Below are 12,747 nucleotides of genomic sequence, written 5' to 3' on the forward strand. Positions count from 1 at the left end.
TCAATGCGACATTCACGGCTTTGCGCGGAAGCCCCCTGATCACTCGCGAACGGCGGCAGCGGCCGCCAGCGCGGTGTCCGGGTCCGCCGCGGGTTCCGGCGCGCGGCGGTACAGCAGGCCGGCCGCCGCGACGACCAGGCCGCCCAGGCCCGCCGCGGCGAAGCCCCACGCCGGGCTCGAGTGGTCGATCGCGAAGCCGACCACCGGGCTGCCCAGCGCCAGGCCGAGCCGCGTCGACGCGTCCTGCAGCCCCATCGCCTCGCCGCGGACCCGCGGCGGGGCGATCCGGCTGACCGTCTCGGTGGTCGCCGCGAGCGTCGGCGCGCAGACCAGGTTCGTCGGGATCAGCACCAGCATCAGCAGCCACCACGGCTGGTCGGCCAGGCCGACCGGCACCACCAGCAGCGCGAGCAGCAGCATCAGCAGGCCCTGCGGCAGCGACTTCTTGACGGCGCCGTGCACGATGCCGCCGGCGATCGACGCCACGCACATCACCGCGATCACCAGCCCGGTCACGCCGATGTCGCCGTTCGCGCGCAGGGCCGCGAGCGTGGCCAGCTCGGTGCCGACGAGCACGAACAGCGCGCCGGCGGCGATCAGCAGCGTCGCCACGAGCCGGCCGGTCAGCCAGCTGCGCAGCGGCGGCCGGGTCGTGGACGCACCCGGCTCGACGGTTTCGCGGATCGGCGGGTTCACCAGCCAGATCAGGAAGGCCGTGCCGCCGAACAGCACGCCGAGCGCGGTGAGCGTGAAGGTCGGGGAGAGCGTCGTGATCGCCGCGATCCCCACCGCGGGGCCGATCATGAACGTCGCCTCGATCGAGATCGTGTCGAGCGAGTACGCCGCACGGCGCTCTTCGACCGGGACGAGCGCGGCCAGGACCTGCCGCGCGAGCGAGCCCGCCGGCACCGAGAGCATCCCGGCCGGGATCGCGACGGCGGCGAGCGCCGCGTAGGGCAGGTGCGGTGCGGCGACCCAGAACACCGTCGTGCCGATTCCGCAGACGGCGACGATCGGGCGCAGGCCGTAGCGGTCCAAGCAGCGCCCCAGCAGCGGCGCGCCGAGCGCCATGCCGAGGGTGACGCCGGCGCCGACCAGCCCGGCGGCGCCGTAGCCGCGACCGAGCCCGGTGACGATGTACAGCGTCATCAGCACGCCGTTCATGGTCATCGGCAGCCGCGCCAGGAACATCAAAGCCATCGTCGAGGGGACGCCGGGGACGGAGAGCACCCGGTGGTAGGGCTGCAGAGGCACGTCCCCGATGAGAACCCAAGGTGGTACGCGCGTGCAACTTATTTCCCGTCACTCGCCCCGCGCTGGCCCTCGCATATTATGAGAGTTACTATCATTTGGCAGTGACTATCAACTGGGGGTTTCGGTGACACAGATCTATCCACGCAGGTGGTGGGCGCTCGGCGCGCTCGCGGTGAGCCTGCTGACCGTCGGACTCGACCTGACCGTGCTGAACGTCGCCGTGCCGACGCTCGCCGTCGACCTGGGCGCCACGACCACGCAGCTGCAGTGGTTCGGCAACGCCTACACGCTGGCGCTGGCCGCGCTGCTGCTGCCGGCGGGCCTGCTGGGTGACCGGTTCGGCCCGAAGAAGCTGCTGCTCGGCGCGCTCGCGCTGTTCGGGCTGGCCTCGCTGGGGTGCGCCTACGCCGATTCGGCAGGCCAGCTGATCGCGGCGCGCGTCGTGCTCGGCGTCGGCGCCGCGTTCCTCATCCCGCTTTCGCTCTCGCTGCTGAACATCCTGTTCCCGCCGGAGGAGAGGGCGAAGGCGCTGACGACGTGGGTGATGGCGACCTTCGTCGGCATCCCCCTCGGCCCGCTGCTCGGCGGCTGGCTGCTCGACCACTTCGCGTGGGGCTCGGTGTTCCTGATCAACGTTCCGCTGACCGTGGTCGGCCTGGTCGCGGTGCTGTTCCTGGTGCCGCTCACGCCCGGGTCGGGACGCGGCGCGATCGACTTCGCGGGCATCGCGCTCTCGGCGGCCGGGCTGGTCGCGCTGACCTACGGCTTCGTCTACGCCGGCGAGCACGGCTGGACCGACCCGGCGACGTACGGCCTGCTCGGGCTCGGCGCGGCGGTGCTCGCGGTGTTCTGCCGGGCGCAGACGCGGACGGCGACGCCGCTGACCGACTTCGCGCTGTTGCGGGAGCCCCGCTTCGTGTGGGGCGCGGTGCTCGCGACGATGGCGTCCTTCGCGCTCATGGGCCTGATGTTCGTGCTGCCACAGCTGTTCCAGGCGGTGCAGGGGGCCGACGCGCTCGAGACCGGCGTGCGGCTGCTTCCGCTGATCGGCGGGATGCTGGTGTCGGCGAAGATCGCCGAGAAGCTGGTCGCCGCCGTGGGCGTGCGCGTGGTCGTGACGGCCGGGTTCGTGCTGCTCGCGGCCGGGCTGGCCTGGGGTTCGACGACGTCGCCGTCGGACGGCTACGGCGTCACCGTGGCTTGGGAGAGCGTGATCGGACTGGGTACCGGGTGCACGCTGACGCCGCTGATGTCGATGGCGATGGGGGCGCTCACCGAGGGCCGTTCGGGTGCCGGCTCGGCGCTGATCCAGGTGTTGCGCCAGGTCGGCGGCACGATCGGCGTCGCGGTGCTGGGCACCGTGCTCAACGGCGTCTACCGCGCCGGCGTCGCCGTCGACGGCCTGCCCGCGCCGGTCGCCGACGCGGTGCGCGGCAGCGCGTCGGGCGCGGTCGCCGTCGCGGCGAAGCTCCACCTGCCCGCGCTCGCCGGCTCCGCGCGGGCCGCGTTCACCGACGGCATGGCGGCGACGCTGTGGGTGTGCGCCGGGCTGGCCGTGGCCGCGGCGCTGCTCGCGCTGCTGTTCCTGCCCAGGCGGACGGCGGCCGGGGGCCGGCGGCGAGAATCGGAGCATGACGTCGTCGCGATCTGAGTCCATGGGGCTGCGGGAACGGAAGAAGGCCAAGACGCGGGCCGCGATCCAGCGGCACGCGTTGCGGCTGTTCCGGGAGCAGGGCTACGGCGCGACGACGGTCGACCAGATCGCGGCCGCGGCGGAGATCTCGCCGAGCACCTTCTTCCGGTACTTCCCGACGAAGGAGGCGACGGCCCTCTACGACCCCATCGACCCCGTCTTCATCGAGGCCGCGATCGGGCAGCCGGCCGAGCTGAGCCCGATCGGGGCGTTGCGGGGGGCCGTGCGGGTCGTCCTCGGGCAGCTGTCCGAGGACGAGATCGAGGACGTGCGCCGGCGGCAGCTGCTGGTGTTCCGCGAGCCCGAGCTGCGCGGCGCGATCATGGACCAGTTCGCCGAGGGGATCGACCTGATCGCCGGCGTGGCCGCGCGGCGCACGGGCCGGGCACCGGACGACTTCGCGGTGCGCAACTGGGCCGGGGCGGTGGTCGGGGTGCTGCTGTCCACGTTCGTCCAGGCGGCGGCCGATCCCGACGCCGAGTACTTGCCGGCCCTCGACAAGGCGCTGGTCCACTTGGACGCGGGCCTGCCGCTCTGACGGTTTCCGGAATTGATTTCGCATTCCGGCCGCGGCCAGGGGTAACCGTGTGGGTGGCGGTGCGAGCGTGGGGGACGCCCCGAGTGGAGCAGTCCCGACGCGCGGTCCGACGGAGTGATGAAGCCAAAAGATCACCGTTTACACCCGCGTGAGTGACCCAAGCGCTCCACAGTGGACTCTGGCTACCAGCGGTGACGGCGAGAATCGATCAGATGATCTTCGGGGGGACGGGCAAGGTTTCGACGTTAATCAATTGCGGGCCAGTTCGACGCCTTCGCATCCGGCACGTAAGGGTTAGAAAACGTCCCCAACCGGTGATCGGGTGGCTTATCTCCGATACGGCGAGTACCGATTTAACCCGTCAGGTCCCGAGCCAGGAGGTAGGAAATGAAAGGTAAGTTCGGGCGATCCGTCGCCCTGGTAGCCGCAAGCAGTCTGCTGGCGGTCGGAATGGCGGGGATCGCTTCGGCGAGCCCGGACGGGGGCAAGGGTTCCTCCAGTACCCAGGCCCTCGCCGCCCAGGTGCTCCAGATGCGTGACGACCTGACCAAGGTGGCCTACGCGGGCAACGTCGGTGCCACGCGCGCCGACCTGGGGCAGATGAGCCCGGTCCTCGCGGACATCGCCGCCGGAAAGCGCTACACCGTCCAGACCGACACCGAGCAGCTCGCCGGCCTGGCCAAGGGCCGGGCGGACGAGTCCGGCCGGCTCCTGACCGACCCGACGGCCAAGGCGCGCCAGCTGCCGCCGCTTCCGCTGCCGATCCCGTCGCTGCCGGACCTGCCGGGCCCGCTGAAGATCGTCAGCGACCTGGTCAAGGCCCTGCTCGCCGCCGTCACCGGCATTTTGGGCGGGCTCCTCGGCGGGCTGCCGGTGCCGCCGCTTCCGGTGCCGGTGCCGCCGCTGCCCACGTCATAGTCCGACCACTGAGAACAGGGGGACCCGGAGCCCGGCCGCGGACATTTCTCCGCGCCGGGCTCCGGGTTCGTTTCCGCCGGCGCCCGCTCAGTCCCGTTTGGACAGACCCTGCCGCAGCGCGCCCGCCATCTCGGCCAGCGCTTCGCGGAACCGGGTGCCGACGCCGGTGAAGTTGATGAACCCGTGGATCAGGTCGTCGTGCCGGCGCAGCGCCACGTCGACACCCGCCTCGCGCAGCTTCTCCGCGTACGCCTCACCTTCGTCGCGCAGCGGGTCGAAGCCCGCCGTGACGACCAGGGCGGGCGGCAGGCCGCTCAGGTCGTCCGCGCGCAGCGGGGAGAGCCGCGGGTCGGTCAGGTCCGTGCCCTCCGGCACGTAGTGGCCCTCGAACCACTTCATGTGCACGTCGGTCAGGAACAGGTCCTCGGCGAACAGGTCCTGCGAGCGGTAGCGCCGCGCGAAGTCCGTCGCCGGGTAGATCAGCAGCTGGAACGCCGGCACCGGGCCGCCGCGGCGCACGGCCTGCTGGGCCGTCACCGCGGCCAGGTTGCCGCCCGCGCTGTCCCCGCCGACGGCGATCCGCGCCGGGTCGGCGCCGAGGTCACCCGCCTTCGCCACCGCGTACTCGAACGCCGCGAGCGCGTCCTCCGCGGCCGCCGGGAACGGGAACTCCGGCGCGAGCCGGTACTCGATCGACAGCACCCGCACCCCGGCGTGCTTGGCCAGGAAACGGACGGCGTTGTCGTGGCTCGCGCGCGTGCCGATCACCCAGCCACCGCCGTGGAAGAACACCAGCAGCGGCGACTTCTCGGGCAGCCCGACCGGCGTGTAGAGCGTCGCCGGCAAGTCGCCATCCGGCGTCGGCACCGCGATCTCGCGCACGGAGACGGGCTCGATCGGCTTGCCGCTGACCAGGTGCCGCCCGGTGTCGAGCAGGGCGCGCGACCGCTCCACCGAGCCCTGCACCAGCTCGGCACCGGCGAGTTTCTGCAGCCGGAGCAGGAGCTGGGCGTCGAGCGCGAGGTCCTGGCCGTCGAGGCGCACCGGGCGGCCCGCGACCGCCCGCCGCAGCGGCGCAGGCAGCCAGAACGTGAGCTGGGACGCCGCGGCCTGGACCCGGACCGGGAGCGGGATCGCCATCGTTGCCTCCTGAGCGTCGGTGCCGCCGGGGATGTTACTTGCCAGTAGGTAACAGGTCCAGCTGTGACGCGGGCCTCGGTCCCAAAGTCTGGATATCCACTTAAGTGGAGGGGTTAGCCTGGAAAGCGTGACTTCAGCCAGGACGATCAACGTGCTCGGGATCGGCGGCTCTCTGCGCGAGGGCTCCCAGTCCGAACGCGCTCTGCAGATCGCGCTCGCCGGGGCGGCCGAAGTCGGCGTCCGGATCCGGATGCTCACCGGCCCGGAGCTGGTGCTGCCGTTCTACGACGCGGGCGAGCCCGACCGCGACGAACGCGCCACCACGCTCATCGAAGCCGTGCGGGAGGCGGACGGGCTCATCGTCGTCTCGCCGGGCTACCACGGCGCGCTCTCCGGCCTGGTCAAGAACGCCCTGGACTACGTCGAGGACCTGCGCGACGACCAGCGTCCCTACCTCGACGGCCGCGCGGTCGGCCTGGCCGCCGTCGCCTACGGCTGGCAGGCCGCGGTGACGACGCTCGAGCAGCTCCGCACGATCACGCACGCATTGCGCGGCTGGGCCACCCCGCTGGGTGGTTCGATCAACTCGGCCGAGACCAAGTTCGACGAAGGCGGCGGCGCGTCGGACGAGAAGAGCGTCCGCACCCTTCGCCTGATCGGGCGCCAGGTCGCCGAATTCGCGGTGACGCGCGCCGGATGAGGATTTCGGGGGTGCCGGGTGGCGGAGCCCCCGGCCCCGATTCAACACAGACGTTTCCCCGGGGGACCGCCGGGTAGCCGATCGACGTGATGCCTGCCATGTGGGGGCACTGTTCCGCGGGTGCGGGATGTTGTGCCGAGTGAGACGCTCGCTGTGGAGTGTCCGCGAACGAAGGCAGGCTGAGCATGGGTCAGGCGATCTACACCGCGGTGGCGACGGCACGCGGCGACGGCCGCAACGGCGAGGTGACCTCGTCCGACGGCGTCATCGACGAGTCGCTGGCCATCCCGAAGGAGATGGGCGGCCCCGGGGGCGACAAGACCAACCCCGAGCAGCTCTTCGCCGCCGGCTATTCGGCCTGCTTCCACAGCGCTCTGCAGCTGGTCGCGCGCCAGGCCAAGGTCGCGCTGCACGACTCCACGGTGACCGCGGAGGTCAGCGTGCTCAAGCAGGACGCCGGCTTCGGTCTCGGTGTCGCGCTGAACGTCTCGCTGCCGGGCCTCGAGCAGGCCCAGGCCGACCAGCTGGTCGAGCAGGCCCACCAGGTGTGCCCCTACTCGAACGCGACCCGCGGCAACATCGAGGTCGCGCTCTCCGCCACCGTCTGAGTCCCGCTTCCGTACGAGTCCGAGGAAAGGAACACCAGAGATGAGCAAGTCTCCGATCAAGAGCCCGCTTTCCGAGGCCGACAAGGAGATCACCGGCAACGCCCTCCAGGCGACGCTGGTCGACCTGGTCGACCTGTCCCTCATCGCCAAGCAGGCGCACTGGAACGTCGTCGGCGCGAACTTCCGCAGCGCGCACCTGCAGCTCGACGAGCTGGTGAACACCGCGCGCCAGTACGTCGACGAGGTCGCCGAGCGCGCCAACGCCATCGGCATCTCGCCGAACGGCAAGGCCAAGACCGTCGTCGAGAGCTCGGGCGTGCCCGAGTACCCCGACAACTGGCAGTCCGTGGAGTCCACGGTCGCGGCGATCGTCGACATCCTTTCGGCGCTCATCGAGCGGCTGCGGGCCCGCATCGACGAGACCGACAAGAGCGACCTCGTGACGCAGGACCTGCTGATCGAGATCACCCGCGCGCTCGAAGAGGCGCACTGGATGTGGCAGGCCCAGCAGGCCTGATCTTTTTCCGCGCAAAGGGGCCGTTCCGGGTGGAACGGCCCCTTTCGCGTCTGCCGAACCCCGGGTTTCGCAGTACGTTCGGCGGCATGGTGCTGCATCAGGGGAAGACGGACCGCCCGGACCGCGTGGGCGGCACGAATCCGATGTACGCCGGGGCGAACCCGGCACTCGCGGCGGGCTTCGTCATGCCGCACGACAAGCTGCTCGACAGCTCGCTGCCGCCGGACACGGCGCTGCAGCTCGTGCGCGACGAGCTGATGCTCGACGGCAACGCGCGGCTCAACCTCGCCACGTTCGTCACGACGTGGATGGAGCCGCAGGCCCGCGAGCTGATGGCCGAGTGCGTCGACAAGAACATGATCGACAAGGACGAATACCCGCAGACGGCCGAGCTGGAGCGGCGCTGCGTGAACATCCTCGCCGACCTGTGGCACGCGCCCGATCCCGCCGACATCATGGGCTGCTCGACGACCGGTTCGTCCGAGGCGTGCATGCTCGCCGGGATGGCGTTGAAACGGCGCTGGTCCCGGCTCGGCCGCACCGGCAAGCCGAACCTGGTGATGGGCGTCAACGTCCAGGTGTGCTGGGAGAAGTTCTGCGAGTACTGGGAGGTCGAGCCGCGGCTGGTGCCGATGGACGGCGATCGGTACCACCTGACGGCCTCCGAAGCTGTCGCCCGGTGTGACGAAAACACGATCGGCGTCGTGGCGATCCTGGGTTCGACGTTCGACGGCAGCTACGAGCCGGTCGCGGAGATCGCCGCGGCCTTGGACGCGCTGGAGTCGCGGACCGGCTGGAACATCCCGGTGCACGTCGACGGCGCTTCCGGCGCGATGGTCGCGCCGTTCCTCGACCCCGACCTGGAGTGGGACTTCCGGCTGCCGCGGGTGGCGTCGATCAACACGTCGGGCCACAAGTACGGGCTGGTGTACCCGGGCGTCGGCTGGGTGCTCTGGCGGGACAAGGCCGCGCTGCCGTCCGAGCTGGTGTTCAACGTGAACTACCTCGGCGGTGACATGCCGACGTTCGCGTTGAACTTCTCCCGGCCGGGCGCCGAGGTCGCGGCGCAGTACTACACGTTCGTGCGGCTCGGCCGCGAGGGATTCCGCGCGGTGCAACAGTCTTCGCGCGACGTCGCGACACATCTGTCGTCGGGTGTTTCGGAGCTGGGGCCGTTCGAGCTGCTGACCCGCGGTGACCAGCTGCCGGTGTTCGCGTTCACGACCCGCGCGGACGCGGGCTTCGACGTGTTCGACGTGTCACGACGGCTGCGCGAGCGAGGCTGGCTGGTGCCGGCGTACACGTTCCCGGAGAACCGGACGGATCTGGCGGTGCTGCGGATCGTGGTCCGCAACGGCTTCACGCACGACCTCGCCGACCTGCTGCTGGCCGACCTGAAGCGCCTGCTGCCCGACCTGGAGAAGGAGGGCGGCCACCCGAAGGACCCCGCGAAGGCGACCGCCTTCCACCATTAGTGCCAGGACTTGGCGCGGGCGTACTGGTCCGGCCAGCGGACCTCCGCGCCGAGGGTGTTCGCCGCCCGGAGCGGCCAGTGCGGGTCGCGCAATAGGGCGCGGGCCAGGAACACGGCGTCCGCCTCGCCGTCGGCGATGATGTCCTCCGCCTGCTGCGGGTTGGTGATCATGCCGACCGCGCCGGTCGGGAGGCCCGTCTCGGCGCGGATCCGCTCGGCGAACGGGACCTGGTAGCCCGGGCCGACCGGGATGTCCGGGTTCGGGGTGTTGCCGCCGCTGGAAGCGTCGATCAGGTCGATGCCGCGCTCGGCGAGGAGCTTCGCGAGGCGGACGGACTCGTCGAGCGTCCAGCCGTCGTCCGTCCAGTCCGTGGCCGACAGCCGCGCGAACAGCGGGACGCCGGTCGTGGCGCGGACCGCGTCGGCGATCTCCAGCGCCAGGCGAGTACGGCCCTCGAAGTCGCCGCCGTAGCGGTCGGTGCGGGTGTTCGACAGCGGGGACAGGAACTGGTGCACCAGGTAGCCGTGCGCGAAGTGCAGCTCGAGCAGGTCGAACCCGGCGCCGATCGCTCGCCGGGCGGCCGCGGCGAACGCGTCCGGGAGGGCGCTGACCTCGTCCGTGGTGAGCGGCCGCGCCGGGGCGTACGGGCCGAACGGCTGCGCGTCGGCGCCGACGCTCTGCCAGCCACCTTCCGACGCGGGCACGCTGCCCGGCCCCTCCCACGGCCGCCGCGTCGAGCCCTTGCGGCCGGCGTGACCCAGCTGCATGCCGATCGCGGTGTCCTGCCGGTGGACGAAGGCGACGATCCGGCGCCACGCCGCGGCCTGCGCCTCGGTCCAGATGCCGGTGTCCTGCGGGCTGATCCGCCCTTCGGGCACGACGGCGGTCGCTTCGGTCATGACGAGCCCGGCCCCACCGGTGGCGAACTGGCCGAGGTGGACGAGGTGCCAGTCGTCCGGGACGCCGTCGGTCGCGGAGTACTGGCACATCGGCGACACCCACGCGCGGTTCGGCAGGGTCAGGCCGCGGACGGTGATCGGGCTGAAGAGTCGGCTCACCTCCTGATCAACGACACGTGCCCGGCGTCTCTTCCCGTCGCCAGGGCGGGTACCGCCGAGTAACGTCGACCACATGGGTGTCGCTGCTGACGAACGCCAGGCATTGAGCTCGCTCCTCCAAGACCTCGGGCCCGACGCGCCCACGCTGTGCGAAGGCTGGACGACGCGGGATCTCGCCGCGCACCTCGTCGTGCGTGAGCACCGGCCGGACGCCGCGCCGGGGATCCTGGTGCCCGCGCTCGCCGGGTACACGCAGAAGGTGCAGGACCGCTACGCCGCCAAGCCGTGGGCCGCGCTGGTCGAGCAGGTCCGGCAGGGTCCGTCGAAGTTCTGGCCCACCGCGATCGGCCCGCTCGACGAGCTGACCAACACCGCCGAGTTCCTCGTCCACCACGAAGACGTCCGGCGTGCGCAGCCGGGCTGGGAGCCGCGGCCCGCCGACGCCACCCGGGACGCCGCCGCGTGGAAGTCCGCGAGGCAGGCCGCCAAGCTCAACCTCCGCAAGGCGCCGGTCGGGGTGACCCTGCGCACGAAAGACGGCCGGGAGGCCGCGGTCAAGACCGGGCCCGACCCGGTCACGGTCGTCGGCGAGCCGGTGGACCTGCTGCTGTTCGTCTTCGGCCGCGACGCCGTGAACCTCGGCTTCGAAGGCGACGCGGCCGCGATCAGCCGCCTGCAGTCGGTGAACCGGGGGCTCTAGGCTGCGCGGCATGCCGATGATCAGCGTTGCCATGTTCCCCGGCCGCACGCCCGCCCAGAAGAGCGCCCTGGTCCGGGAGCTGACGGACGCGTTCGTCCGCACCTGCGGCGGCAAGCCCGAGGGCGTCCAGGTGACGCTCGTCGAAATCGGCGCCGACCACTGGGCCACCGGCGGCGTCCTGCACTCCGAACGCTGAAAGTCCGTGAATGTCGCATTGAGGGACTCAGAGTCCCTCAATGCGACATTCACGGACTTGCGGGTCAGCGCAGGCCGAGGACCCGCTGGGCGAAGTTGACCTCGATCGACGTCTGCTTGATCGTCTCCGCGATCACCAGCGAGCCGTGGCCGGCGTCGTACCGGTAGAACTCGTGGTGCAGGTCGCGGCCGCCGAGCCGGTCGAGGTAGTTCTCGATCTGGCGGATCGGGCAGCGCGGGTCGTTGTCGCCGGCCAGCACGAGCACCGGCGCCGTCACGGCGTCGACGTACGTGATCGGCGAGCACTCCGAATACACCGCCGGCACCTCCTCCGGCGAACCGCCGAAGAGCGCCCGGTCGAACGAACGCAGCTGCTCCATCTCGTCCTCGTACGCGGCGACGTAGTCGGCCACCGGCACCCCGGCGACGGCCGCCGCCCACCGCGCCGGCTGGGTGCCGATCGCCAGCAGGGACAGGTAACCGCCCCACGAAGCGCCGTTCACGACGCACTTCGCCGGGTCGCTGAGTCCGGTTTGGACGGCCCAGTCGTGGACCGAGGCGACGTCCTCCAGCTCGGTCAGCCCGGGCCGGCCCTCGATGGCGTCGCGCCAGGCCGAGCCGTAGCCGGTCGAGCCGCGGTAGTTGACCTCGACCACGGCGAACCCGGCGTCGAGCCAGGTCGCGCGGTAGGCCGAGAAGCGGTCCTCGTCCGCGGCGTGCGGGCCGCCGTGCAGCGAGAACACCGTCGGCAGCGGACCTTCCGGCGCGTCCGAAGGCCGGGACACCAGCGCGTGGATCCGGCCGCCGACGCCTTCGACGAACGCGTCGGTCACCGGCTCCGACCCCGGCGCGCGCTCACCCGGCGGCTCGAGCAGCACCGAGTCCGTGCCGTCGGTGCTCCGCGCGCGGACCGCGGCCGGCTCGGCGGCGCTGGACCACGAGTATTCGACCGTCCCGTCCGGACGGACCCCGGCGCCACCGATGCGACCGGCCGGAGTGTCCACAGAGGACAACTCGGCCGTGTCGAGGTCGTAGCGGTACAACGAACTGCGGCCTTCGTGGAAGTGGACGACGAGCAGAGCGCGCGCGTCCGGGTACCAGCCCGCGACGACCTCGCCGGGCAGGTCGAGCTCGAGCTCCGTCTCGGAGTCGTCCCGGACGTCCCAGACGAGCAGCTCCTCGCGGCCCCGGCGTTCGTGCAGCACCAGCAGGCGCTGGTCACCCGGCAGCGGGGAGAACTCGAGGGCGGTCAGGCCCTTGCCCTCGCCGTCCCACTTGTCGGCCACCGTGGCGAACCCGTCGGCGGCGAGCACCCGCAGGGCGGGGTGGCGCGAGTCGCCGTGCTCGGAGTGGGAGATCGCGATCAGGCTTTCGTCGCGGGACATCGACGCGATCCCGGCGTCGTCCGCGTGACTGTAGAAGCGGTGCGTCTCGCCGCCGATCCGGGCGAACAGCTCGCTGCCGTCGTCGGTCGAGACGCCGACCGCGATGATCCCGGCGCCGATCTCGAGGCCGGCCGGGTAGCCGTCGTGGACGTCCGGCACGGCCTTCTCGGGCTTGCTGCCCTCGGTCGCGGCGAAGGGCTCGCGCACCCACGAGCCGAACTCGTCGCCGTCGGTGTCGTCGAACCACCAGAGCCACTCGCCGTCCGGGGACGGCGTCGCGTGCAGGGTGCCGTTCGGCCGGTCGGTGACGCGGCGGTGCTCGCCGGTCGCGCGGTTCCAGGCGTAGACCTCCCAGACGCCGCTGGCGTTGGAGACGTAGACGTTGGCGTCGGGGGCGTCGCGGGCCCAATCGGGCGTGGAGATGCGGGGGGCGTGGAAGCGGGCGCGCCAGCGGGCTTCGGCTTCGGCGTCGTCGAACAGCCGGTCCGGGACCACCGCGGGCGGGAATTGCTTGGCTGACTGCGTGCTCACCCCTCGATCCTGCCACCTTCTGGCCGTACTGTGTG

The 12,747-nt window shown here is 71.5% G+C and carries 13 protein-coding genes; 9 read left to right on the plus strand and 4 right to left on the minus strand.

Going from position 1 to position 12,747, the window contains the following annotated elements:
- Positions 1 to 39 precede the first annotated feature (39 nt).
- Positions 40 to 1,191, minus strand: coding sequence for an MFS transporter (locus ACZ4TR_RS03770; RefSeq protein ID WP_465286281.1), 1,152 nt, complete (start codon positions 1,189 to 1,191; stop codon positions 40 to 42).
- Between the two features lie 187 nt (positions 1,192 to 1,378).
- Here ACZ4TR_RS03770 and ACZ4TR_RS03775 point away from each other — a divergent pair, with 187 nt between their 5' ends.
- From ACZ4TR_RS03775 to ACZ4TR_RS03785, 3 genes are all read left to right on the plus strand, one after another.
- Complete coding sequence (locus ACZ4TR_RS03775) at positions 1,379 to 2,905, plus strand: DHA2 family efflux MFS transporter permease subunit (RefSeq protein ID WP_465285626.1); 1,527 nt, start codon at positions 1,379 to 1,381, stop codon at positions 2,903 to 2,905.
- Positions 2,886 to 3,485, plus strand: a complete 600-nt coding sequence (locus ACZ4TR_RS03780) for an acyl-CoA-like ligand-binding transcription factor (RefSeq protein ID WP_465285627.1) — start codon at positions 2,886 to 2,888, stop codon at positions 3,483 to 3,485. Before ACZ4TR_RS03775 ends, ACZ4TR_RS03780 begins: the two co-directional genes overlap by 20 nt.
- A gap of 387 nt (positions 3,486 to 3,872) precedes the next feature.
- On the plus strand, positions 3,873 to 4,403 hold the full coding sequence (locus tag ACZ4TR_RS03785; RefSeq protein WP_465285628.1) for a hypothetical protein: 531 nt from the start codon (positions 3,873 to 3,875) through the stop codon (positions 4,401 to 4,403).
- Positions 4,404 to 4,490: 87 nt separating this feature from the next.
- Here ACZ4TR_RS03785 and ACZ4TR_RS03790 read toward each other — a convergent pair whose 3' ends face one another.
- Entirely contained in the window at positions 4,491 to 5,543 is a 1,053-nt protein-coding gene (locus tag ACZ4TR_RS03790) for an alpha/beta hydrolase (protein WP_465285629.1), read from the minus strand.
- Positions 5,544 to 5,694: 151 nt separating this feature from the next.
- On the opposite strand from ACZ4TR_RS03790, the gene ACZ4TR_RS03795 reads away from it, so the two are divergent.
- From ACZ4TR_RS03795 to ACZ4TR_RS03810, 4 genes are all read left to right on the plus strand, one after another.
- A complete protein-coding gene (locus ACZ4TR_RS03795; RefSeq protein WP_465286282.1) occupies positions 5,695 to 6,243 on the plus strand; it encodes an NADPH-dependent FMN reductase in 549 nt (182 codons plus the stop codon).
- 185 nt (positions 6,244 to 6,428) lie between these two features.
- On the plus strand, positions 6,429 to 6,851 hold the full coding sequence (locus tag ACZ4TR_RS03800; RefSeq protein ID WP_465285630.1) for an organic hydroperoxide resistance protein: 423 nt from the start codon (positions 6,429 to 6,431) through the stop codon (positions 6,849 to 6,851).
- Between the two features lie 40 nt (positions 6,852 to 6,891).
- A complete protein-coding gene (locus tag ACZ4TR_RS03805; protein ID WP_364512677.1) occupies positions 6,892 to 7,368 on the plus strand; it encodes a Dps family protein in 477 nt (158 codons plus the stop codon).
- 86 nt (positions 7,369 to 7,454) lie between these two features.
- The gene (locus tag ACZ4TR_RS03810) at positions 7,455 to 8,843 is read left to right on the plus strand and encodes a glutamate decarboxylase (protein WP_465285631.1); all 1,389 of its coding nucleotides are present in this window, start codon (positions 7,455 to 7,457) and stop codon (positions 8,841 to 8,843) included.
- Here the strand turns inward: ACZ4TR_RS03810 and ACZ4TR_RS03815 are convergent.
- Positions 8,840 to 9,901, minus strand: coding sequence for an NADH:flavin oxidoreductase/NADH oxidase (locus ACZ4TR_RS03815; RefSeq protein ID WP_465285632.1), 1,062 nt, complete (start codon positions 9,899 to 9,901; stop codon positions 8,840 to 8,842). The two genes, ACZ4TR_RS03810 and ACZ4TR_RS03815, sit on opposite strands and share 4 nt — an antisense overlap.
- A 73-nt stretch (positions 9,902 to 9,974) precedes the next feature.
- Here ACZ4TR_RS03815 and ACZ4TR_RS03820 point away from each other — a divergent pair, with 73 nt between their 5' ends.
- Both ACZ4TR_RS03820 and ACZ4TR_RS03825 read left to right on the plus strand, forming a co-directional pair.
- Positions 9,975 to 10,601 carry a TIGR03085 family metal-binding protein gene (locus tag ACZ4TR_RS03820; RefSeq protein ID WP_465285633.1) on the plus strand — a complete coding sequence of 209 codons (627 nt, stop codon included), beginning with the start codon at positions 9,975 to 9,977 and terminating at the stop codon, positions 10,599 to 10,601.
- Positions 10,602 to 10,611: 10 nt separating this feature from the next.
- Entirely contained in the window at positions 10,612 to 10,797 is a 186-nt protein-coding gene (locus tag ACZ4TR_RS03825) for a tautomerase family protein (protein ID WP_086859558.1), read from the plus strand.
- 64 nt (positions 10,798 to 10,861) lie between these two features.
- Here ACZ4TR_RS03825 and ACZ4TR_RS03830 read toward each other — a convergent pair whose 3' ends face one another.
- Positions 10,862 to 12,712: a S9 family peptidase gene (locus ACZ4TR_RS03830; RefSeq protein WP_465285634.1), complete on the minus strand. Its 1,851-nt coding sequence runs from the start codon at positions 12,710 to 12,712 to the stop codon at positions 10,862 to 10,864.
- Positions 12,713 to 12,747: the final 35 nt, after the last annotated feature.

Source organism: Amycolatopsis sp. NPDC028719, from assembly GCF_055565395.1.

What these genes read in the sequence shown, in the direction of transcription:
- ACZ4TR_RS03810 (WP_465285631.1), top strand. Translation starts at nt 7,455, where the DNA reads ATGGTGCTGCATCAGGGGAAGACGGACCGCCCGGACCGCGTGGGCGGC.
- ACZ4TR_RS03820 (WP_465285633.1), top strand. Translation starts at nt 9,975, where the DNA reads ATGGGTGTCGCTGCTGACGAACGCCAGGCATTGAGCTCGCTCCTCCAA.
- ACZ4TR_RS03790 (WP_465285629.1), bottom strand. Translation starts at nt 5,543, where the DNA reads ATGGCGATCCCGCTCCCGGTCCGGGTCCAGGCCGCGGCGTCCCAGCTC.
- ACZ4TR_RS03805 (WP_364512677.1), top strand. Translation starts at nt 6,892, where the DNA reads ATGAGCAAGTCTCCGATCAAGAGCCCGCTTTCCGAGGCCGACAAGGAG.
- ACZ4TR_RS03780 (WP_465285627.1), top strand. Translation starts at nt 2,886, where the DNA reads ATGACGTCGTCGCGATCTGAGTCCATGGGGCTGCGGGAACGGAAGAAG.
- ACZ4TR_RS03825 (WP_086859558.1), top strand. Translation starts at nt 10,612, where the DNA reads ATGCCGATGATCAGCGTTGCCATGTTCCCCGGCCGCACGCCCGCCCAG.
- ACZ4TR_RS03800 (WP_465285630.1), top strand. Translation starts at nt 6,429, where the DNA reads ATGGGTCAGGCGATCTACACCGCGGTGGCGACGGCACGCGGCGACGGC.
- ACZ4TR_RS03770 (WP_465286281.1), bottom strand. Translation starts at nt 1,191, where the DNA reads ATGTTCCTGGCGCGGCTGCCGATGACCATGAACGGCGTGCTGATGACG.
- ACZ4TR_RS03785 (WP_465285628.1), top strand. Translation starts at nt 3,873, where the DNA reads ATGAAAGGTAAGTTCGGGCGATCCGTCGCCCTGGTAGCCGCAAGCAGT.